Below are 22,517 nucleotides of genomic sequence, written 5' to 3'. Positions count from 1 at the left end.
ACACTGCTATCTGACGTCCAGTTTCTATCGGCATATTAGCGCTCCCTAAGCTTTCATGATAACGAGCGCACTTTATTATTCTATTGAATACGATCCTATTTGTACCCTTTCCAGATGTGCTAATGAAACCAAGTATGCAAAGCAAGTTAGAGCGGCTAACTCAACGGCTGCCAGAATGGAATAAACTGCTCTCACGTGAAGATATCTCGTCTGATCTCGGGCAATATTACAAACTAGCCCGTGAGCATGCTGAACTCGCGCTAGTAGTTGAGCAATATGCGCAATGGAAATCTGCTTGCAACGACGAAGCAACCGCCCTGGAATTATTAACTGATCCATCGATGCGGGATTTTGCAGAAGATGAACTGAGTGTAGCACGCAATCGAATAGAGCAACTAGAACACAACTTACAGAAAATCCTTCTGCCCAAGAATCCAAACGATGAGCGCAATATCTTCCTGGAAATCCGCGCAGCTACTGGCGGCGAAGAAAGCGCACTTTTTTCTGGTGATCTTCTGCGCATGTACCTGCGCTATGCAGAACGTCATCGCTGGCAGGTTGAAATGATATCAGAAAGTTTGTCGGACCTAGGAGGCTATAAGGAAGTAATTGTGCGTATTATTGGTCAGGGTGTCTATTCACGGCTCAAGTTCGAATCAGGAGGGCATCGCGTGCAGCGGGTGCCAGCTACCGAAACGCAAGGGCGTATCCACACCTCAGCTTGTACAATCGCTGTGATGCCAGAAGCGGACGAGGTCACTGAGATCGAGCTTAATCCCGCTGATCTTCGGATTGATACATTTCGAGCGTCTGGTGCTGGCGGCCAGCATATCAATAAGACTGACTCAGCAGTACGTGTCACACATATTCCAAGCGGAATTGTAGTGGAATGTCAAGACGATCGCTCACAACACAAAAATAAGGACCGCGCGCTGAAAGTGCTGGCAGCTCGTATTAAAGATAAAAAATATCAGGAACAACATTCAAAGGAAGCCGCTACTCGGAAAAGCCTCGTAGGCTCAGGCGACCGATCTGCGCGCATTCGGACTTATAACTTTCCACGAGGTCGATTAACCGATCATCGAATCAATCTGACGCTGTATAAGCTAGACCAAATCATGGATGGTGATTTAGATGCACTCATTGATGCACTCATCTCTGAACATCAGGCAGAGCTGCTTTCTGTAATAGACGATACTAATTAACCGCATTATGAGATGCGTTTCTCAATTGCTTCAATCCTCGCCCCTTGCTCTACCAGAGGCTCGTATTTTGCTCGCCTATGTGCTAAATTGGCCTCGTACTGCTCTAATCACGCGCGCTAATAATTTTCTGCCAGATGCCGTGTCGTCGCGCTTTCTAGGGTTGCAGGCGCAACGTGTCGCAGGAAAACCGATTGCGCAACTAGTTGGTTCTCGCGAATTTTTCGGGTTAGACTTTAAAGTAACACCGCATGTTCTAATTCCGCGCCCAGAGACAGAGCTACTAGTCGAGTGTACGCTAGATGCGATACGGGCTATCCATCTCCCTCATATACTTGATCTTGGCACCGGCAGCGGAGCAATTGCAATCACGATCGCTCATGCGCGCCCAGATGCGCGAGTAGTTGCTACGGATTATTGTACTTACGCGTTAGATGTTGCACAACGTAACGCGCATCGTCTACTTGGTGATGCAGCATTTATATTGCCTTTACCGACTTTGGCCAAGAACCATAACTTCGTCTTTTCAGGTAACTTAACACAACCTCGTCTTATGCTGTGCCACGGTGATTGGTTTAATGCGCTTAATACAATGTATCACACTGCTCCAGTGTACTTTGATATCATCGTCAGCAATCCACCTTATATCGCTGCGTTAGATCCACACCTCAGTGAAGGCGACTTACGTTTCGAGCCGCTAAACGCGCTAACCGACCATGCAGATGGGCTTAGCGCAATTCACTCGATCGTTTCTAAATCTACCGCATGGCTGTCTCCGGGTGGCAAAATATGGATAGAACACGGGCACAACCAGGCTCAAGCGGTACGCACACTGCTTGATACATATGGTTTTGATTCAATACGCTCTATACGGGATCTATCTGGTATCGAGCGTGTCACTGGTGGCTCTGTTAACGGTTTACAATCCAGCTGAAGTAGAAAAAATCGATATCATCTCATCCATTTCAATTTGAAATGAAGGTTATTATGAATACTCAAGATCGCATCCAACAAATTATCAGCGATTACCCAGTAGGGTTGTTTATGAAAGGTACTGCACAGTTTCCGACGTGTGGATTCTCCAGTCAAGCTATCCAGGTCTTGAAAGCATGCGGTATCAATTCGGTACATACGATTAATGTTTTAGAGGACGAAGCAATAAGGGAGGGCATTAAGGTATTTTCGAACTGGCCTACGATCCCACAATTATACGTGAATGGCGAATTTATTGGGGGCTTAGATATCATGATGGAAATGTACCATTCTGGAGAATTACAACAGATCTTTGCAAATGTAGTATCGTAGTAATATGCACTGCCAATACAGCGGCTAATTATCTCAATCACCGACTCTACCGGAGTCGCTTGTGGTGTCGCTGTCTTACGCGAATTGCGTAAGATGACGGCTTATAGGGCCATCTGATCGTCTATAGCACTAGCTAGCTCAATAACGTATTAATATGGATTAAGCGTACAGTGCTCAAACAGTTAGCGCATTATGTGAAGAAACGACGTCGGCTGTTTCTGATGGTTCGCGAAAAACATAGTACATCTGCGCAGCATAATAGAATTTACAGAAATAGGTGGCATTGTATTCCAACCAGTACCAGCATTCTACAGCCGTCCCACAACAAACGAGAGTTTGGTAGCTGATACCGTTCACAGGCACTAGATATGTTTAGGCTAGCGGGGAGCACACTCAAGGGTATGGACAGGACTAGGGGTGCGAAATATGAGTAATAGAAAAACTTAATTTGTTTCTTATTAGTTACTGTAGCAATAAAAATTGTTTTCCTGTTGAATGCATGCTAACTGAGACGCTATTTTTCTATCTCATAGCAGATCAATTTTCTACCAGAGATAACCTATTCATATTTCGCTCTAGGTTCACTAGAAGTCAATATTGGTTATATCTGTGTGCTATTTTTGTATTTTGTACTAAAGTAGCGCTGAGCTGATCGCCAGCTCTAGGAGAGCTAACCGAAGATATGACGTATACGTATAGTATTTATTGTTAGTTGGCAACTATTGCCATAATTTATTCTCTATCTATTATCAGGGAATATGTTGTTTACGATTGCTATAGGCTCAATACGCAATACTGCGTTAGACAGCGTCCTGCAAGGAGTTCTATTGTCGCTCAAGCGTTAAACTATACCGTATAGTTGCCATTACTACGTGATACACAATTCGCTTATGAGGGTAGGAAGCAATATATTGATTGTTATTTCTCCATTTCATCAGAGTCGCCCATTTAAGTAATACTAATTATCGATCGCGTTAATTATTTAGGCCTGTGCTAGTAAGCGTACTTCGGTATCAATTTAGCTGATACCGAAGCCCTTCCTGTAATCAAATATCGACGTTCTCTGAGATTTTCTCTCGCTGTTCTCGCTCATCTAGGTATGCAGTACGCCAGCCACTAGACACTCCCCACTGATAGAATCCGAGTGAAATTACTATGACGACCATCATGTCCCAGCCATAAGAGATATAGTCGAGCCCACCAAATGGTTTACTACCAATGTATGATATCGTACCCATTACAGGCAAATAAATAACCATCCACCAGGCTGCGCGCCAATCCTTAGTAAATCCCTTCCAGTTCGCCTTAGCTTGGTAGTAGAAGAAGACTGGCAGTGCAACGACCATCAGCAGAATAATCTCGCCGGTTAGTGGCCATTTTGCCCAATATAGGATCAGTGATGCGCAGACAAATGCAAACGGTGCAATTAAGCTCATGCCAGGGATATGAAGAGGGCGTGCGATATCTCCACTAGTACGACGCAGCGCCATCAGACTAATTGGCCCCGTAAGGTACGAGATTACAGTAGCAACCGAAATTACCGCAGCTAATGAACTCCATCCACGAAAAAAGAACAAGAATATAAATGAGACGATTAAGTTGAACCACATCGCGGGTCTCGGCACCCCATAGAGAGGATGGACGCTACTAAAAATCTTAGGTAATGTGTTATTGCGCTCCATCGCATAGATCATTCGGGTCGTTGTAGCCATATAGGTTGTACCAGTACCACTAGGACTTACGAACGCATCAACGTATAGCAGCATGGCAAGCCAATTTAGGTTTAAAACAAGAGCAAGCTCAGCAAATGGTGAACTGAAATTTAACTTGTCCCAACCCTTAATGACATCCTCGGGATTAATAGTACCAATATAAGCGATCTGCAGAAGCACATAGATAACTAGTGCGATTAGGATCGATCCGACTACAGCGAACGGCACACTCCGATCCGGATTGCGCGCTTCACCCGCTAAGTTCACTGGGCTCTGAAACCCATTAAAGGCAAAGACAATACCGCTAGTAGCTACGGCAGTTAGGACTGCCGACCAACCATAGGGTGCAAACTGATCAGTCTCACTGATTAAGAAATTATCAGTATGAAAACTAGTTAGAACAAAGCCTAAGATAGTAACGCCAGGAATCAAGAACTTAAAAATCGTGATTGCCGAATTCGCCTGCGCGAATAGCTTTACACCCCAATAGTTTAACAGGAAATATACGACCACAAGCACTGCTGATAGTAGGAGCCCAGGTAAAGTAAGCTCACCATGTATAAACAGTGCATGAGTCCAATCATAGGGCCATGAGCTCATATATTGGATGGATGCCTCTGCCTCGATCGGTATCACAGAAACGATAGCAATCCAATTAGCCCATGCGCTGATGAAGCCGACCAATGAGCCATGAGAATAGCGAGCATAGCGTACCATGCCACCCGACTCAGGAAACATCGCACCGAGTTCCGCATAGGTTAGTGCGATCGCAAGGATCACAACAGCGCCAATTACCCATGCAATAATTGCTGCAGGTCCTGCAATTTTTGCCGCTTTCCAGGCCCCAAAGAGCCAGCCTGACCCAATAATCGAGCCCAAGCCAGTCAACATCAGCGCGAATGGGCTGATATTTCGCTTGATCGAACTATCCACAACATCTCCTAGGAACATGAGCGCACCTTGCCGCTATACCCTCACCGGCTGGCACGTCTCGTGAATACGCCTCGCACGTCAGTCAGTTGTAACTGGCGCGAAGTTTAACGGTGTCACCTTTCAACTGCCTGATTAGTTATAAATCAGAAAAGCACGGGATAATTCTACGAATATGGAATAACCCTTGCACGCTGAACTAACCAGCCGACAATCGGCTAGCATAAACTGCCGGGGGTCGGTGGAGCGAGAGTGCTGTTTAGACCAATTTTAAATGCAGATCTGTACTGCTATGTGAAAACAATAAAAAAAGCTCAATCTAGTGCCCCCACGGTGAAAGTGCAGTTTTCAAAAAAAGCATTGGCTGGGTCTGATATTTCACAATATAATTATGCTCACAAGATTTCAAGCGGCGAGTGTTGGTTGTTGTGCATCTGTACATAGTCCCCCAAGACGGTACTCCGGTTGTTCCTCTCAACCCTCCTTGATTTTCATGTGCCATTGGGCCTTAGGCCTTATTTATTTTTAAGGATTTGTTTTATGGAAACCGGAACCGTCAAGTGGTTCAACGATGCCAAAGGCTTTGGCTTTATTACGCCAGACGGCGGTGGTGAAGATCTATTTGCGCATTTCTCAGAAGTTCGCATGGATGGATTCAAGACCCTTCAAGAAAATCAAAAAGTTACGTACGAAGTAAAGACAGGCCCAAAAGGCAAGCAAGCAGCCAATATTCGGGCGGCATAAGTTTCTTCTTCTACGTCCTAATACACTAACCCCCCCTTCGCATAAAGCGAGGGGGACTTTTGAAAAGCAGAAGCTACGTTATAGATGCTAATCTAGCTCAGAAGCAATTATAGCCCAGCGATTATCGAAATTTTGTGTCTGAAAAACATCAATTCTGACCAGGTGTAGCACAGAAAATAAAGTGTTATCTCGCTGCATGTAGCCATACAGTTTTAGTCTTCTGAGTAGCTTTCAGTTGAGAAGATATCCCAGCCTCACATTCATCACAACTTACTACGCCTATAAGCGTAGTAGATAGTGTTAGTGAAGTACCCAAATAAGTTTTATTTACTGAAATTATTTCTAGTATTTGTGCCGGCTGCAGGACTCGAACCAGCTACCTGTTGATTACAAATCAACTGCTCTACCAGATGAGCTAAGCCGGCGTAGCGCTTAAGTGTACTACAACACTAGTGTTTGATAAAAGATCACTTGATTACTTTTAGGTGCTTATGCTCCCTACTATTCTGAATATTATCTGCAGCAACTACATTATCTAAATCTGGAATATGCTTTCCTTGTATTTCACTGGCATAGTGAGGCAGATTAAACTGTGTCTCTACGCCTAGTTTGCTGATCTCTGGCTGCTGAAACGCGCGCTCATTTAGCATACGTCGTTTTTCCTGTGAATTTATATCACGAAACTTATTCCCTATAAGGGATATAAGTGCTGATGCTCCGTCGATCGTCTCATCTGTTAATCTTTCGAATGCTATTCCCTGACTATTCTCACGCGCATAAATCGCTAAAATGTTAGATATTGGCACTCTAATTTTATAAGATTTACCAGAAAAACGTGTAAGGAATTCGATTAAGTCATTACTTATTTGTAACTGACTAGTCGCGTTGAAGCTGATATTAAGAACAATTTCATTGTTACGCACGAACTGATAAGGTACGCGTGTGCGATTATCAACCTTCACCGCGATATGTGGCGTAAATCCATTATCTGTACACCACTCATAGTGTGCGCGTAATAAATAGGGTTTAATAGAAATATTTTGCATTTTTTATGAAACTCTGTGTATGGCGCCTGACACGCAGGCACCACATCTGCAATTAGCGGTTAAGGACACGGGCCTGTTGTCACTTAACGACGCATAATTTTTTCAGATGGCGTCAACGCTTCAATATAGGCAGGCCGGCTAAAAATGCGTTCTGCATATTTCATAAGTGGCGCCGCATTTTTAGATAGTTCGATACCATAATGATCTAGGCGCCACAATAATGGTGCAATCGCGACGTCGAGCATCGAGAAATCCTCTCCCAACATATACTTATTCTTAACGAAAATCGGCGTGAGTTGTGTCAACCGATCGCGAATCTTTACGCGCGCGCGTTCATATACTTTCTCAGCTATCTTTCTTTTTTCGTGCTCGAGCGCGTTAACGTGTACGAATAACTCTTTCTCAAAATTGAGAAGGAATAGGCGTGCACGGGCACGCTGAACTGGATCAGCAGGCATTAATTGTGGATGAGGGAAGCGCTCGTCGATATACTCATTAATGATGTTTGACTCGTATAGGATTAGGTCGCGCTCCACTAAAATTGGTACCTGTTCATACGGATTCATTACTAATATATCCGCCGGTTTTTTAAACAGATCAACATCACGGATCTCAAAATCCATGCCCTTTTCGAACAGCACTAACCGGCAACGCTGGGAGAATGGGCAGGTAGTGCCGGAATACAAAACCATCATTTTACTTTCCTTAAAAAACTAAAGAACTAGATAGAAAAAGTCGCGCCGCTCTTGTTTACTATCCAGTCTAAACACGCTAATCGCGTGTTTTCTTAAATCAGTACGCAGGTTTCCTGGCGCATAGGGCCAGCTTTTTAAGAAACAAGCGCATCATAGTTTATTGAGAAGATTTTCTAATCATCATCTTGGTAAAACCATTTAATGTGTAAGTTACCTTAATGCTTTCATCATTATTTTTGATAAATTCCACATCTGATGCCATGAACAGCGCAACACGCTCCACTACTCGTGTGTATTAGGAATGTAATCGTTCATGAATATAAAATTTCGTTTGAAAGTTACGCACTTATAAGAATAAGAAAATAAGTGTAGGCTAAAGAAGGTTAGCAGTTTTAGGAAAAATTTAAATGTATTAGTAAGTCTACGCGATTACACTTATAGCTAAAGATATAGGCCGAGTGATGAGAAAGGGTGGTATCTGGAAGAAAACAATAAAGAGAGAACCATAAAGATCTCATAGAAGAATTAATAAAAAAATATAGATGATGAAGAATAAACTTGTCTAGACGTAGATTACGTTACCCTATAAAACACAGGTAAAAATACCACTATAATAACAATGCGCTAGTACTTGAGTTTAACGCTAATTATTGAGAGGACACTAGCAGGAGGCGTAACTAGCTAATTTTGGCTCAGTACAGGCTGTGATTGAGCTGATTAATTCGAGCAGTATCACTATAAATAGCCTACAAAGACTTAGTATTCCATGCCAGATTGAGTGGAATATGGTCGTATTTCTTAGACTAGTATACTTTCGATTAGCATCTCTCGCGTATTATGTATACGCGTTGCTTTTAAAGAACACAATCGCATTAAACTAAATAAAAAAGCATATAAATTTGATCAATACGAAGCTTGAATCAAGTGCTATCTAGCAGATTTTTATCACTTTAAACATAAAAAATAGCTCAATGTAACATTGATATTGACATAGTTGCTTCGGACAACCAAAGATAGTTTTAAGCAAATAGATAATATAATCTGAGGAGATCCCGTCTTCAGGCAAGCACCTATAGTGGATAAAATCGTTTTATAGGCAAACTTAGACTACAGCTCGTCTTGTAAAATTCTTCTATATCAGGGTTGAGCAGCATAAATTCGTACAGCGCGACACTGTATCTTGTTTGTACTTAATAGGGATCAAAATAGACGTTGCGCGAAATTTATGCGTACGCTACATATGACTCTAGCGTTTGATACTATTAATGCATCGTGTATACTTAACATGCTTCACTACTGTTCCTATCTGATTTAATACCGATTTTTAGTTAGGATATTAATATAGCTTAATTTAGTTAGCTTTTAGCTATCAAATACAGATAATCTCTAAAGATATCGCTCCTATTAGCTCTACGGAGTTACATAACATAATGCTCAAGACATAGCGATGAGTCCATATATATACAAACCTACCTCCACTACTAAGTAGGTAATAAGATAAAAGATAAAATACTCTACTCCAAAAATAGATCTTAGCAATCTAGATCATATTGACATAGTGTCTTTCTATGTCGTACTAGCTAATTTAGTGTCGTACTAAAGGACGCATATCATGCCTCAACTCTAAATAATTATCTATTAGTGTCAATTAATAGGTTAACAAGTTAACATTATTCTGGATTAAAGCACTCACCTACCTATATTTCTAGTCTCATAGTTTTATTACCTCTTTCTAGGAGAAAGAGGTAAAAGGCACGAGTCTACTATGTTAATTTCATAATCGATCACTCTCTCGAAAAGTAGGGCATAAGCAGTAATGCTTACAAAGTTTTTCTCCATCTGACAGCAGATATTAAACTTGCGAACTGTAGGGATTTAGAGCAATAGCTATAGGAATAGGAAGTTTCTACAAACCCTTTCAAATCCAAAGTATTTTTTCTATGCTAGCTCTATAAGCCCTAATGCTAAGACGCTTTTAGCTATTTTTTACGCAAGCGGTAACGGTACTGCTTGCGTTTGTGTTTATTGTATCGACTCTAAAGCCGAACTGGCTGCCGCTCGAAGAAAGTAACCTTAGGCAATATCTAACGTCCATAATCGTCACGCGATAGAAAGTTGCCCCAAGTATTGCAGCTGCGGACAACTAGTTACATCATATTCAGACACTGCCTAGCGTGCATTACTTGCTGTAGTCAATATATTTACTAGAAAAGATAGTTCTTAGATGTTAGGGCAGCGCCCTAATAACCAATTATTTCGCTATTATCTTCGAGGAAGATAATTATGAGAACAAACATCAGGAGCTAGCAGATAATCTTAGTTCCGGAGTTATTCTAAGTTCGGAAGACTATATTTTAACAAACCAGCGCGTAGTAGATGACACCGATAAAATCAAAGTTTCCTTTTCCGATAGACGTATAGCAAATGCTAAAATTATTGGAGTAGATCCAGAAACAGATTTAGCAGTCCTTAAGATTTCTCTATCTAATTTGCCTAAAATTACGCTTATACGGATGAAAATACACGCGTGGGCAACCTGTTCTAGCAATTGGAAATCCGTTTAGAGTCTTCAAACAGTTACAATGCATATTATCAACGCACTCGGGGGTAATCATTCAAGGATTAACACATTCTAAAACTTTATTTAAACTAATACATTGATTAATCTAGAGAAATTCTGGAGGCGTATTAGTTGATATAAATAGTCACTTGCTTGGAATTAATACCGCATTTATTCTCGTAGCAGCGGCTCGCTAGGAATAGGTTTTGCTAGTCTAGTATCGACAGCCTACAGTGTGCTTGATGGTATCATCAAAACGGGGGCAGTAATGCGGGGCTGGATCGGGGTCGAACTTAAGAAAGTGAGGCCGGAAATAACTAAATTATTTAGTTTGAGGCAAAAATCTGGCGTGATTGTTTAAGAATGTTACCTGGTGGGCTGGCGGGCGGATAAAGCTAGTAATCAAACTAGGCGATATTCTTATGAAAGTCAGCGATGAAAATATTTCAGATACAGCAAGTAATTAACGTAATCACTCTAATTAAGACGGGTGCGGTTGCCAAAGTACATTTGCGGCACAGATCTTGCGAAATAGACATCAACGTAAAGATTAGCAGGCGCTTACCTCTACCCTAGCAAAGATTAGACAAATTTATATTGAGCATAATTAGTGATAAGTTATGCTAATCATCTTTTAAATAAAGCTACAACTGGCTATAATTACCATTTTTTTAATCATCGATTAAGTCACTAATAATATTAATTTATATAGTAGTAGTCGATAGCCTCTCAAAAATAAATTAATAGAAGAGATCCCATAGGATCTCTGTGAGATAGATTTTAGATGCTCTAACAGTCACGTATAGTAAAATCTCTTTACGATTTTATTATCGCTAGATCTGGATTTATAGGAATAAACTATAAACGATACTTAAGAGCTTTATATCACACTATATGCTTTGAAGACTTTATCATAATAAAGTCTAAGCAATGAGTGCTTTCTCTTACACAACCAGCTCAACTCAGACTTATAGTTTATCTAAACTACGGTATTTTTTATAAAATGTAACGTAATGGAACTCTCTGACCGCAGGGAGTTTCACAATACCGCTCCTCACTTACGCAAAGCTTTTTCTTCAATGCCCGATAAGCCTTCGCGACATTGTAACTCAGTTAGAACATCATGGAGCCCAACACCATAATACGATAGCATTACAAGACAATGGAACCATAGATCGGCTACCTCATTCACCAGCGTTACACTCGAATTATTAAAGCAAGCATCTTTTGCTGCCATCACGACTTCAATAGCTTCTTCGCCAACTTTTTTCAGAATTGCATTGGCGCCCTTATGAAAAAGTTGTGCAACATAAGAAGCCTTGGGATCGCCTGTCTTGCGACTGTCAATCGTTGCTGCAAGTCGCATCAAAACGTCAAGTTGGGTATGGTTATCCTGCAAACCACTAGACGTCCTATCTAATGTAGGTTGAGTATGATAAGTCATAGATAAATGTTCTCTGGATCTTTCAATACGGGATCAACTGATACCCAGTTACCCCTGTCTAGAGAGCCTTTAAATTTCCAAAAAAAACACGAATGCCGACCAGTATGGCAGGCAATATTAGATATCTGTTCTATCTTTAATAGAACAACATCTTGATCGCAGTCAAGCCGTACTTCACGTACGTACTGTAAATGGCCAGACACTTCACCCTTGAACCATAGCTTGTTACGCGAACGAGAAAAGTAAACAGCGCGCTCTAGCTCAAGCGTTTTGAGCAATGCTTCGCGGTTCATCCATGCAAACATTAATACATCATTACTTAGCTCTTGCTGGACAATTACGGGAACTAAGCCATTTGCATCCCACTTTACTTTATCTAACCAATTTTTGCTATTCATTACTGTCTTACTGTAATACCACGTTCGGCCATAAACTTTTTCGCATCGCCTACCGTGTACTCTCCATAGTGGAAAATACTAGCAGCTAATACTGCATCTGCACAGCCATCAGTAACCCCTTCAGCTAGATGTTGTAGAGAACCTACCCCGCCAGAGGCGATAATTGGTACCGGTACTGCGTTCGATACCATGCGCGTGAGAGCTAGATCAAATCCTTTTTTAGTACCATCCCGATCCATACTAGTTAGTAAGATCTCCCCAGCTCCAAATTTCGCCATCTGATATGCCCATTGTATGGCATCGAGCCCAGTTGCCCTGCAACCGCTATGCGTAAAGACTTCCCAACGTGGAGTCTCATGCGAATTGCTGACCCACTTTGCGTCGATCGCAATAACAATACACTGGGAACCATATCGCTGGCTTACCTCTTGGACGAACTGTGGATTAGCTACTGCAGTAGAATTTATACTAACCTTGTCAGCACCCGCGTTAAGCAATCGTCGTACGTCCCCGACGGTACGCACGCCACCACCAACTGTCAGCGGAATAAATACCTGCGCGGCAACCGATTCAATAATTGGGAGGATCAAGTCTCGCTCGTCAGATGTTGCGGTAATATCTAGAAACGTAAGTTCGTCAGCTCTTTGTTCGTCATAGCGGCGTGCGATTTCAACCGGATCACCAGCATCTCGCAGCTCGACAAAATTAACGCCCTTGACAACGCGTCCCGCAAATACATCAAGACATGGGATAATGCGTTTCGGTAAAACCATAAAAGTAAATGCTAAAAAGTGAAAGGCATATGCTTAGCAGGCATATATTACTATGTAAGCGTCTAAGCTTTATTCGCTGTACTCTCGCATATCGAATCGGCAAGATTCTGTGCAGCGGTAAAATCCAGCTCTCCAGAATAGATCGCGCGCCCGCAAATTACCCCATCAATTCCGTCTTTTTCAACAGCGCATAGAGCGTCAATGTCGGTTAGCTTCGACAAGCCCCCGCTAGCAATCACTGGAATTTTAAGCGCTTGCGCAAGACGTACGGTTTCTGGAATATTAATTCCTTGCAACATGCCATCACGGCCGATATCGGTATATATAATTGCTTCAACGCCATAACATTGGGCTTGGCGTGCTAGGTCAACTACCTCATACTCTGTCAGCTTGCTCCAGCCATCCGTGGCTACTTTTCTATTTTTTGCATCTAGCCCGACAATAATATGGCCACCGAACGCATCACATGCATCCCGAAGGAATTCAGGATTCTTCACGGAAGCGGTACCAATAATTACATATGATAATCCATCGTCTAGATACCGTTCGATTGTATTAAGATCGCGAATCCCGCCACCAAGCTGTATCGGAACCTCATCACCAATTTCATTAATGATTGATCTAATCGCCCCTACGTTCTTTGGCTCACCAGCAAACGCTCCGTTTAGGTCAACCAGATGCAGTCGGCGTGCACCGTTTTCGACCCAATGGCGAGCCATAGCCGCTGGGTCATCAGAAAAGACTGTTACCTGATTTATATTACCTTGTTTTAGGCGCACACATTGGCCGTCATGCAGATCGATAGCCGGGATAAGCAACATAATTATAAGTTTGCAGTGTAGAGGAAAGTTTAGTTTGATGGCGTATTTAAGCCATTATTTAAATATAAGTAATTAGCTAGTCTTAGTCTGTACTTGCTAGCGCCCCAGCGAAAGAAAAATACTGGCTAAATCATGGATTCCACCGGATAAAATTTCGATACAACTGTAGCCCTGCTTCCGAGCTTTTTTCAGGATGGAACTGAGTAGCAAAAATATTATCTCGTGCCACTGCAGACATAAACGGTGCACCATACACGGTTTCCCCCGCGGAATCAGATATGTCATTCGGCACTACATAATAGCTGTGCACGAAATAAAAGAAGCTTTCATCAGCGATTCCATCCCATAGCGGGTGGGTCTTAGTCTGCCGAACTCGGTTCCAGCCCATATGCGGTATCTTAAAGCGCGAGCCGTCGTCTTGTAGCTTGCCATCCAGTTGAAAGCGCATACACTTACCACCCAGTACTCCTAGGCTTTTCGTGTTGGCTTCTTCGCTATAGTCGAACAGCATCTGCTCACCTACACAAACGCCTAAGATAGGTTTAGTACGTGTTGCATCTAATACTGCGTCCTGAAGCTTAGAAGCAGTTAAGTATGTCATGCAATCGCGCATTGCACCCTGTCCGGGCAGCACCACGCGATGCGCCGCACGTATCTTGTTCGCAGTACTGACCACCTCTACATCAGCTCCTGGATCTACATGCAATATAGCCTGCCGAACTGAGCGCAGGTTGCCCATCCCGTAGTCAACAATTGCTATCAAGGTTTTCATAAGAATCAACTTCTAATACATATCTTCTAAAGATCCGAGTGGCATAGTGGCATTACTATATACTGCGCACATCACTATCTAAGTAGTGATGTTTAATTTTTTCACTCAAGCCATATTAGTAGAGTAATTTATCGTACACTAATATCAAAGAATAAATAATACACTGTCTAAGTGAGGCAGATACTGAGATGATACGGATCATTAGTATCGATGCAACTATATTCTTACATCTCTTTCTCCAGCGCAATTTTCTTCGCGCATAGTTCAGTTCTAGGCCTGGTCTCTAAAAACACTTGATTATCTTTAGGAATTAATAATATTAACGTATTTTATAGACTACCCTTAGTCGATGGTATTTGACTGGCTGAACGTTCATCGATCTCGATAGCCATGCGTAGCGCCCGAGCGAACGCTTTGAATGCAGTTTCAATTTGATGATGTGCATTCACGCCACGCAAGTTGTCAATATGCAGCGTGACGCTAGCATGATTAACAAATCCCCGAAAAAATTCACTTATTAGATCAACATCAAAGTTACCGACCCGCCCACGCGTAAACGGAATATGAAAATTTAGTCCTGGGCGCCCGGAAAAATCAATAACAGCGCGGGACAATGCTTCATCAAGTAGTACATAAGCGTAGCCATAGCGGCGAATACCTTTACAATCGGCGATTGCGTTGGCAACAGCCTGGCCTATTGTTATACCAATGTCCTCAACTGTATGATGGTCATCGATGTGATAATCGCCCAGCGCATCAACCTCAAGATCGAGTAAGCCGTGGCAAGCAATCTGATCTAACATGTGATCAAGAAATGATACTCCGGTGCTTAACTTTTTTTGGCCCGTGCCATCCAGATTAACTTTAACTCGGATCTGCGTTTCGCGTGTGTTACGCACGACTTCCGCAATACGCATAGATGTTCCTGAAAATAATAGATACAGTTAAACTGCAACTCGCGAAAAATTAAAGTTGAATACTTTTCAATACAGTCAGCAGTCTTGCATTTTCATCTGGTGTGCCAATTGTAATCCGCACGCACTCACCCAGCAACGGATGCATTTTACTCATGTTTTTGATTAGAATCCATGCGCTAAGTAGTGCCTCGAATACCATGTCGGCATCCGAAACACGCACTAGCAAAAAGTTTGCTGAACTTGGAAACACATGAGCGCCTGACAATAAGCTGATCGCTTCAGCAAGCCGTTCGCGTTCGGCACGAGATTTAGCAGCCTGCGCTTCAAGCACATTCAGGTGATCAAGCATAAAATCGACTGTTGACTGCGTTAGAACATTAATATTGTAGGGAGGACGTACTTTGTCAAATTCTCTAATCCAATCTGGCAAACCAACTAGATAGCCAAGCCGGATGCCAGCCAAACCTAACTTGGAGACAGTGCGCATGACTACTACATTATCAAATTCGTTAGTCCTAGACATCCAGGTTCGCTGAGCGAATAGTTGGTATGCTTCGTCGATGACTACTAGAGAGCGGTTAGCCGTGCGCACGATCTGCTCAATATCTGCGTCATCAAACAGCGTACCAGTTGGATTATTGGGGTAAGACAGATAAATTACCGAAGGTTGGTACGCAGTGATGGCTTCCAGCATTGCTGCCACGTCTAGTGTAAAATCAACATTTAGGGGCACACCAATAAATTCCACATGAGCAAGCACTGCTGATATCGAATACATCACGAAGCTAGGTACTGGCGCCAAGATTTTAGCTCCTGATTTTGCGCACGCTGTTGCAATCAGATTGATCAACTCATCTGAGCCGTTACCTAAAAGTATGTCACAATCATCCGGTACCTGCATCGTGTACTTTAGCTTGTCTAGTAACAGGCTTGGGCGCGGCAGTGGGTAGCGGTTTAACGCAACTCGCGCAAGCCGTTCGCCAAGTTGTTCCTGAAGCGGCCAGGGTAGAGTATAGGGATTTTCCATAGCATCAAGCTTAATAAAACCAACGGAATTCGGTACTGGATAGCTCGTTAGCGAAAGCACATCTGCACGAATAACGTCCCGGGGCATCGTCATAGTCTAATGTCCAGCTGTCCTACGCCTCAGGCGCGATTAGTTATGGGTCTCATCCTATATTCAGCACTGACTGCATGGGCCTGTAATCCCTCACCATACGCGAGTTCTGAAGCAATTTCACCTAGCATCTGTGCCCCTTCAGGGCTCACTTCAATTATGCTGGAGCGCTTTAGAAAGTCATATACGCCTAACGAGGATGAAAACCGCGCGGTACGGGAAGTCGGCAGTACGTGGTTCGGGCCCGCGCAATAGTCTCCGATACTCTCACTAGAGTAGCGACCTAGGAATATTGCGCCAGCATGGCGAATATGCTGCGCCCATTTATGTGGGTTGCTTGCCGATACTTCTAAATGCTCCGGTGCGATATTATTAGCGATCGCACATGCTTCAGTCATATCCCGGACCTTAATCAACGCACCGCGATTCTGCAACGAATGGATGATCACATCCCGCCGGGGCATTGTTAAGATTAATTGATCAATCACCTCCTCGACTCGCCGTATGAATGTGGCATCCGGACATAATAGAATCGACTGCGAAAGTTCATCGTGTTCAGCCTGCGCAAATAGATCCATTGCGACCCAATTCGGATTCGTAGTGCCATCGCATAACACTAATATCTCTGATGGACCCGCAATCATATCAATGCCGACCGTACCAAATACTTGCTTTTTAGCAGCAGAAACGTAGGCATTTCCCGGCCCGGAGATCTTATCCACAGCTGGGATCGTATTTGTACCGTATGCGAGTGCACCGATAGCCTGGGCGCCACCGATGCTGAATACTCTATCTACACCACTGAGTAGCGCAGCAGCTAGCACAAGATCATTGACGACGCCATCCGGCGTCGGCACTACCATCACGATTTCTTGCACGCCAGCCACGCGCGCCGGAATCGCATTCATTAATACCGAAGAGGGATAGGCGGCTTTGCCGCCTGGAACATATATTCCGACGTAATCCAGCGGTGTAACTTTTTGGCCGAGCACTGTTCCATCCATCTCGGTATATTGCCAGCTATGGCTGCCACACTCTATTTTTTGTTTATCGTGATACGTCCGAATGCGTTCTGCCGCCGCTTCTAACGCTACGCGTTGCTTGGGATCCAGCGCATCTAGTGCTAATCGTAGCCGAGCAGTTGGTAACTCTAGAGATGCAATATTTTCAATATTAAGCCGATCGAAACGCTTAGTGTATTCTAGCACAGCCGCATCACCACGTGATTTTACATCAGCTAAAATCTGTGCGACTAAACGTTCAATTGCTTCGTCTTCACTTGTCTCAAATGCAAGAACGGCTGCTAACGCTGTCTTGAAACTAGCATCAGAGGAATCGAGTTTTCGGATCTTGATTGCCATGTGAGTCCTTTATATCCTGTTGTATAGGCATCATGTGAATAACGCTCCGGTATCTACACGGCCTCACGATGTGACTTATGTTTCAGCCTTACTAGCACGCTCAAATGCATCAAGAATAGGCCTAAGTTTTGTTCGCTTAAGCTTGAGTGCAGCTTGGTTGACCACTAGACGGGACGAGATTTCCATAATCTGCTCGACTTCAACTAAGTTATTCGCACGTAGCGTGCCACCAGAACTCACTAGGTCAACGATAGCATCTGCTAGGCCAACGAGAGGCGCAAGCTCCATCGAGCCATACAACTTGATTAAGTCTACGTACACTCCTTTAGCTGCGAAATGCTCGCGTGCGCTATTTACATACTTCGTAGCTACCTGTAATCGTGCTCCTTGTCGAACTGCATTTACATAATCAAAACCTCGCGGCACTGCGACTGATAATCTGCAGTGAGCAATATTTAGGTCAATCGGCTGGTATAGACCGTCTCCTCCATGTTCAAGCAGTACATCCTTGCCGGCCACACCAAAATCTGCTGCGCCGTACTCTACGTAGATTGGAACGTCAGTTGCTCGGACAATAATTACACGTAGGCCGGGATCCGTCGTACGCAAAATTAACTTGCGCGACAGCTCTGGATCCTCGGTTACGGTAATACCAGCTACTGCTAGTAGCGGTAATGTCTCCTCGAAGATACGGCCTTTAGACAATGCTAATGTTAACGGCATACCTGACTGAACTTCTAGGGCCAATGCACCTAATGTATTGGACGCGATCGACGCACTCATATTATCTCTCCGCGTACTACCTCCCCCCTAGTATCAGCTAATGTCGGACCGACAGTATCTTGCCAAGCTATAGCACTGTTTGGAAAAACAGTTTCTGTCGTATCTTGCATAGCATTACTTAATGCTTCGTCCGTATTATTTACTATATTTTCACTGACACGACTAACACTTGCTCCTAGCGCACTGAGCTTACTTTCCATGCGTTCATAGCCCCGATCAAGATGGTAGATCCGATCGATAAGCGTTTGTCCGTTAGCTACTAGTGCGGCGATCACAAGACTAGCTGACGCACGTAGATCTGTAGCCATCACTTTCGCACCGGATAGCTTATCTACGCCGCGTACTAGAGCAGTATTGCCATCAATTGTAATATTCGCGCCAAGCCGATTTAGTTCCTGCACATGCATGAAGCGATTCTCAAAAATTGTTTCAACTACTTTTGATGTTCCTGCTGCAATAGTGTTTAGAGCCATGAACTGGGCCTGCATATCGGTTGGAAACGCAGGGTACTCAGCAGTACAAAATGATACCCCACGTGTATGGCCTTGCATCTGCAAACGGATCCAATCATCGCTAGCCGATACTTGCGCGCCTGCCTTACGTAATTTATCAATAACGGTTTCTAGGATCAGCGGAGTTATACCACGTAGCGTTACGTCACCACCTGTCGCAGCGGCCGCACATAGGAATGTGCCAGCCTCAATACGGTCTGCGATTATCGCATGGTGTGCACTATTTAGGCGCGGTACACCATGCACTACAAGCCGGCCCGTACCAATCCCGTTAATACGTGCACCCATTGCGATAAGAAAATTTGCGAGATCAGCAACCTCCGGTTCACGCGCTGCATTCTCTAGCACAGTTTCCCCCTCTGCGAGAACTGCTGCCATTAGAAGATTCTCCGTGCCGGTTACGGTAATCATGTCGGTAACTACGCGCGCACCTTTCAAGCGTTGCGCTCGTGCATCAATAAAACCATGCTTGATCGAGATCTCTGCGCCCATCGCAGTCAATCCCTTAATATGCTGATCGACTGGGCGCGCACCAATTGCACATCCACCAGGAAGCGATACCTGAGCATGACCGAAGCGCGCCACCAGCGGTCCTAGCACCAGTATTGATGCGCGCATTCTCTTGACCAACTCGTATGGTGCTACTGGATTATTGACCTTTGATGCATCTAGCGTTACGACGTTACCGTTCATCTCTAAGTGCATCCCCATCTGTTTGAGTAATCTTAACGTAGTACGCACGTCCTGTAGGTTTGGTACATTCTCTAGTCGAACTGTCTCTGTGCTCAACAAGCTTGCACATAAAATCGGCAACGTTGCATTCTTAGCGCCGGATACCGCGATTTCCCCATTGAGGCGCCCCCCCCCGTCGATCAATAATTTATCCATTGGTTTACTTCCGCGTTGTACTGCTAACAGACGCGCCGTATTTGCCCGCCTGGGCCGCAGGGATATCGTTTGTCACAGCTAGCTTATCTCATTTATTCTCGTTCGAATTTCACTTATCGATTTTGCCTTAGTTAATTTCAGCGTTTTTGGACTCAATAGGTAAATCTCCTCGCATATCTGATCAACAGTTTGTCTCAAATGATGCTCAGTAGGTAGGTTCTAAAATGTCACTAGTTTATGCTCCGGGGCCCCAGTAATTAATAGCTCATGTTGCAGCAAGTGAATTAATACTGAACGACAAATATATTGAAATACCAGTTGGTGTCAGTAAAAATTTTACTAACTTAGTTCATCTATAGTTTCTTATCTGAATTACATCTCATCTTCGCTAGATATATCCCCCATATTAAATATTCGACCTGCCCTAAGAAGAACCGATGATCAGAGTGATGTACTAACTTAGTACGTGCGCTTCTAACTCTAGTCGAGCAGTAATATCATTAAGATTTAGAAATTAGCCTTACATAGACACTCTTGAACGCTACATACAGCTTCAGTCAAGTGATGCTATCGAATTTTATTTTCTTCTCGCAGCTAGATTTAAAGAACAGAGAACGCATATACTAGTTTTAACCAATAGATAGTATCCTCTGTCCTCGACGGTACGCTAATTCCTATTAAGGGGGGAACCGAAGCCCGTATTAGCATTGTGCTTACATATAGCATTAATCAAAAGACTATCAGTCTCACTATCTATATATAGCTACATACTCAGGATATTTGGGCATATATAACTTCGGAGAAGTGTCTCGAATAGCATGTCTGCTGAAAGAGAATACGAATAGCTTAGAGATTGACGTCAACTCTAGCACATCGTACATCACAAGAATAAATAAGCGCAGAATGCGATAACGCCTAGTGTAGGCGTATATGTTAATGTTGTTCAACACACTATATCTTCCGATACTTCGAGGAATGTGTGCTATGCACTGTGTATACCGATAAGTTAACTACATTAAGTTTCGTCAGAAGGATATGCACAAATAAGATCTCTTTAGTGGACAATGCGCATATGCCACAGTGCGCAATATGAAATAATTAATATTTCATATAAAACAGCCCCGAACTAGAACAATACTCTATCCTAGGCTAGGACGCCTATTTATGAGTCTACTAAATAATACTGTCATCTGAGTGTCGTCCTGCTAGGGATAGTCATCTAAGTAACAACTGTTTACTCACACTTGAAATTTATATTCAAGATATAGATTGGAACAAGACTATTACGCAGATAGAAAAGACGCAAAATCTCCCATGAGACACTGCGATACAGGGCTAAAGTAGTAGGCGTTTACATAAGATAAGGTGGGGGGAGAAGCAACTACATACTGCTTGACGAGGTAGAAAAGCTTTTGTCATCGCATAAATCTGCTTTGTAACGCAAAAATTGTTTTTTCGACGTCATGAGCTTGTGTTACTGCGCGCACAACTGCAGCACTACGCACACCAGTAGATAGTACGTTGTTTAGAGATTGCAGATCAATGCCACCAATTGCAACGCAGGGTATTTTTCCATCCAGGAAGTGCACATAACGCGCAAGGCGCGTAAGCCCCTGCGGCAAGCTAGGCATCATCTTAGTAGAGGTTGGAAAAACTGCGCCTAGCGCAATATAGCTTGGCTTGAAGTGCAGCGCGACTAATATTTCATAGTATCCGTGCGAGGATATTCCTAGCCGAATGCCTGCTTGCATAAGGGCATTAATATCTGCATACCATAAATCTTCCTGACCTAAATGTACGCCGTATGCGCGTTCTTTAAGCGCTAATTGCCAGTAGTCATTGATAAACACACGTGCATTCTTATAGCGCTGACCAACTATAACAGCTCTGTGCACATCGGCCTGCAGGGCGGCTAAATCATACGGATTCGTTATATCAACTTTTTGGCGTAGTTGCACCGTACGTACACCCAAAGGTAGAAGTTGGACGATCCAGTTAGCAGTAGGTACGATGGGATATAAACCAAGACGCTCCGGGCACTTGGCAAATGGTAGGATCGGCGCATCGGGCAACCCCAGTACGCGCGGGAAGCGTGATAAGTCAGTCGGCCATGGATCCTGCTTATGCTCATCGCCATGTCGCCAAGCCAAGGCAAGACATAAGGCATCATGTATCTCGTAGCCACAATCAATAAATGCGGCAAGCGCTGAAATCCAGTCGTCACACCGAGATGAGGCTTCTAATATACGAATCGTATCTCCCCGATATAACCTAATGGTAGTAGATGCTGATGCATCTAGCACCGCAGCCCCAGAAGCCACCCAGAACGTGATATCAGTTGCGTGCAGCCGCGAACCAGTTGCTATGATTACATCATGCTGCCCTAGAAAGGGCGGTAACGGCATAAAACAAATACGTATAGGCTGGCGTGCATGCGGCCAATCACCCAACTTTGCTCGTATTTGCTTTGTAGTCTTCAGCAGTTTATCCGATGCTGGATAAAAAATCTTATTCTCCCATAGCAAAAAATTGCTCAT

General features: G+C 43.5%; 17 protein-coding genes, 1 tRNA gene and 2 pseudogenes. 5 read left to right on the top strand and 15 right to left on the bottom strand.

What is annotated here, in order from left to right; translation table 11 throughout:
- Positions 1-122: 122 nt before the first annotated feature.
- From prfA to grxD, 3 genes are read left to right on the top strand one after another with little or no spacing between them, the layout of a single operon-like run.
- Entirely contained in the window at positions 123-1,205 is a 1,083-nt protein-coding gene (gene prfA, locus K0T93_RS00385; protein WP_225721821.1) for a peptide chain release factor 1, read from the top strand.
- 7 nt (positions 1,206-1,212) lie between these two features.
- The gene (locus K0T93_RS00380; protein ID WP_225721455.1) at positions 1,213-2,136 is read left to right on the top strand and encodes a HemK/PrmC family methyltransferase; all 924 of its coding nucleotides are present in this window, start codon (positions 1,213-1,215) and stop codon (positions 2,134-2,136) included.
- A gap of 53 nt (positions 2,137-2,189) precedes the next feature.
- The gene (gene grxD, locus K0T93_RS00375) at positions 2,190-2,507 is read left to right on the top strand and encodes a Grx4 family monothiol glutaredoxin (protein ID WP_225721820.1); all 318 of its coding nucleotides are present in this window, start codon (positions 2,190-2,192) and stop codon (positions 2,505-2,507) included.
- Between the two features lie 1,046 nt (positions 2,508-3,553).
- Here the strand turns inward: grxD and K0T93_RS00365 are convergent.
- A complete protein-coding gene (locus K0T93_RS00365) occupies positions 3,554-5,152 on the bottom strand; it encodes an APC family permease (RefSeq protein WP_225721819.1) in 1,599 nt (532 codons plus the stop codon).
- A 537-nt stretch (positions 5,153-5,689) separates the two neighbouring features.
- Between K0T93_RS00365 and K0T93_RS00360 the strand changes: the two genes are divergently transcribed.
- Entirely contained in the window at positions 5,690-5,893 is a 204-nt protein-coding gene (locus K0T93_RS00360) for a cold-shock protein (RefSeq protein ID WP_216797182.1), read from the top strand.
- A 352-nt stretch (positions 5,894-6,245) separates the two neighbouring features.
- On the opposite strand, the gene K0T93_RS00355 is transcribed toward K0T93_RS00360, so the two are convergent.
- From K0T93_RS00355 to K0T93_RS00345, 3 genes are all read right to left on the bottom strand, one after another.
- A tRNA-Thr gene (locus K0T93_RS00355) sits at positions 6,246-6,318 on the bottom strand.
- 42 nt (positions 6,319-6,360) lie between these two features.
- A complete protein-coding gene (locus K0T93_RS00350; protein ID WP_225721454.1) occupies positions 6,361-6,939 on the bottom strand; it encodes a ClpXP protease specificity-enhancing factor in 579 nt (192 codons plus the stop codon).
- An 83-nt stretch (positions 6,940-7,022) separates the two neighbouring features.
- Complete coding sequence (locus K0T93_RS00345) at positions 7,023-7,634, bottom strand: glutathione S-transferase N-terminal domain-containing protein (RefSeq protein WP_225721453.1); 612 nt, start codon at positions 7,632-7,634, stop codon at positions 7,023-7,025.
- Between the two features lie 2,006 nt (positions 7,635-9,640).
- Here K0T93_RS00345 and K0T93_RS00340 point away from each other — a divergent pair.
- Positions 9,641-10,770, top strand: a pseudogene (locus K0T93_RS00340) (S1C family serine protease).
- Positions 10,771-11,248: 478 nt separating this feature from the next.
- On the opposite strand, the gene K0T93_RS00335 reads toward K0T93_RS00340, so the two are convergent.
- From K0T93_RS00335 to thiE, 11 genes and pseudogenes are all read right to left on the bottom strand, one after another.
- A complete protein-coding gene (locus K0T93_RS00335; protein WP_255601760.1) occupies positions 11,249-11,638 on the bottom strand; it encodes a phosphoribosyl-ATP diphosphatase in 390 nt (129 codons plus the stop codon).
- Positions 11,635-12,036, bottom strand: a complete 402-nt coding sequence (gene hisI / locus K0T93_RS00330; protein WP_225721452.1) for a phosphoribosyl-AMP cyclohydrolase — start codon at positions 12,034-12,036, stop codon at positions 11,635-11,637. Before hisI ends, K0T93_RS00335 begins: the two co-directional genes overlap by 4 nt.
- A complete protein-coding gene (gene hisF, locus K0T93_RS00325; RefSeq protein ID WP_225721451.1) occupies positions 12,036-12,809 on the bottom strand; it encodes an imidazole glycerol phosphate synthase subunit HisF in 774 nt (257 codons plus the stop codon). The genes hisI and hisF overlap by 1 nt, the downstream gene beginning before the upstream one ends.
- A 62-nt stretch (positions 12,810-12,871) precedes the next feature.
- The gene (hisA, locus tag K0T93_RS00320) at positions 12,872-13,630 is read right to left on the bottom strand and encodes a 1-(5-phosphoribosyl)-5-[(5-phosphoribosylamino)methylideneamino]imidazole-4-carboxamide isomerase (protein ID WP_225721450.1); all 759 of its coding nucleotides are present in this window, start codon (positions 13,628-13,630) and stop codon (positions 12,872-12,874) included.
- A gap of 130 nt (positions 13,631-13,760) precedes the next feature.
- The gene (hisH, locus tag K0T93_RS00315; RefSeq protein ID WP_225721449.1) at positions 13,761-14,402 is read right to left on the bottom strand and encodes an imidazole glycerol phosphate synthase subunit HisH; all 642 of its coding nucleotides are present in this window, start codon (positions 14,400-14,402) and stop codon (positions 13,761-13,763) included.
- 329 nt (positions 14,403-14,731) lie between these two features.
- Positions 14,732-15,319, bottom strand: a complete 588-nt coding sequence (gene hisB / locus K0T93_RS00310) for an imidazoleglycerol-phosphate dehydratase HisB (RefSeq protein WP_225721448.1) — start codon at positions 15,317-15,319, stop codon at positions 14,732-14,734.
- A 49-nt stretch (positions 15,320-15,368) separates the two neighbouring features.
- Positions 15,369-16,439 (bottom strand): histidinol-phosphate transaminase, encoded by a 1,071-nt coding sequence (hisC, locus tag K0T93_RS00305; protein ID WP_225721447.1) that lies wholly within the window; start codon positions 16,437-16,439, stop codon positions 15,369-15,371.
- 26 nt (positions 16,440-16,465) lie between these two features.
- Positions 16,466-17,797: a histidinol dehydrogenase gene (gene hisD, locus K0T93_RS00300; protein ID WP_225721446.1), complete on the bottom strand. Its 1,332-nt coding sequence runs from the start codon at positions 17,795-17,797 to the stop codon at positions 16,466-16,468.
- Positions 17,798-17,872: 75 nt separating this feature from the next.
- A complete protein-coding gene (gene hisG / locus K0T93_RS00295) occupies positions 17,873-18,520 on the bottom strand; it encodes an ATP phosphoribosyltransferase (RefSeq protein ID WP_225721817.1) in 648 nt (215 codons plus the stop codon).
- Between the two features lie 212 nt (positions 18,521-18,732).
- Positions 18,733-19,980 (bottom strand): annotated as a pseudogene (gene murA, locus K0T93_RS00290) (UDP-N-acetylglucosamine 1-carboxyvinyltransferase); the annotation flags it as partial.
- Positions 19,981-21,395: 1,415 nt separating this feature from the next.
- A complete protein-coding gene (gene thiE / locus K0T93_RS00285) occupies positions 21,396-22,517 on the bottom strand; it encodes a thiamine phosphate synthase (protein ID WP_225721445.1) in 1,122 nt (373 codons plus the stop codon).

The organism is Candidatus Vallotiella sp. (ex Adelges kitamiensis) (assembly GCF_020342435.1).
Classification (GTDB): domain Bacteria; phylum Pseudomonadota; class Gammaproteobacteria; order Burkholderiales; family Burkholderiaceae; genus Mycetohabitans.
Note: the sequence above shows the minus strand (reverse complement) of the source record. Positions and strands in the feature narration are given on the sequence as shown.

Excerpts from the sequence above, each read along its gene's own strand:
- K0T93_RS00335 (WP_255601760.1), bottom strand. The coding sequence starts at position 11,638 with ATGACTTATCATACTCAACCTACATTAGATAGGACGTCTAGTGGTTTG.
- hisI (WP_225721452.1), bottom strand. The coding sequence starts at position 12,036 with ATGAATAGCAAAAATTGGTTAGATAAAGTAAAGTGGGATGCAAATGGC.
- K0T93_RS00380 (WP_225721455.1), top strand. The coding sequence starts at position 1,213 with ATGAGATGCGTTTCTCAATTGCTTCAATCCTCGCCCCTTGCTCTACCA.
- hisF (WP_225721451.1), bottom strand. The coding sequence starts at position 12,809 with ATGGTTTTACCGAAACGCATTATCCCATGTCTTGATGTATTTGCGGGA.
- hisH (WP_225721449.1), bottom strand. The coding sequence starts at position 14,402 with ATGAAAACCTTGATAGCAATTGTTGACTACGGGATGGGCAACCTGCGC.
- K0T93_RS00360 (WP_216797182.1), top strand. The coding sequence starts at position 5,690 with ATGGAAACCGGAACCGTCAAGTGGTTCAACGATGCCAAAGGCTTTGGC.
- hisB (WP_225721448.1), bottom strand. The coding sequence starts at position 15,319 with ATGCGTATTGCGGAAGTCGTGCGTAACACACGCGAAACGCAGATCCGA.
- thiE (WP_225721445.1), bottom strand. The coding sequence starts at position 22,517 with ATGAGCAATTTTTTGCTATGGGAGAATAAGATTTTTTATCCAGCATCG.
- hisG (WP_225721817.1), bottom strand. The coding sequence starts at position 18,520 with ATGCCGTTAACATTAGCATTGTCTAAAGGCCGTATCTTCGAGGAGACA.
- hisA (WP_225721450.1), bottom strand. The coding sequence starts at position 13,630 with ATGTTGCTTATCCCGGCTATCGATCTGCATGACGGCCAATGTGTGCGC.
- hisD (WP_225721446.1), bottom strand. The coding sequence starts at position 17,797 with ATGGCAATCAAGATCCGAAAACTCGATTCCTCTGATGCTAGTTTCAAG.
- K0T93_RS00345 (WP_225721453.1), bottom strand. The coding sequence starts at position 7,634 with ATGATGGTTTTGTATTCCGGCACTACCTGCCCATTCTCCCAGCGTTGC.
- prfA (WP_225721821.1), top strand. The coding sequence starts at position 123 with ATGAAACCAAGTATGCAAAGCAAGTTAGAGCGGCTAACTCAACGGCTG.
- grxD (WP_225721820.1), top strand. The coding sequence starts at position 2,190 with ATGAATACTCAAGATCGCATCCAACAAATTATCAGCGATTACCCAGTA.
- K0T93_RS00350 (WP_225721454.1), bottom strand. The coding sequence starts at position 6,939 with ATGCAAAATATTTCTATTAAACCCTATTTATTACGCGCACACTATGAG.
- hisC (WP_225721447.1), bottom strand. The coding sequence starts at position 16,439 with ATGACGATGCCCCGGGACGTTATTCGTGCAGATGTGCTTTCGCTAACG.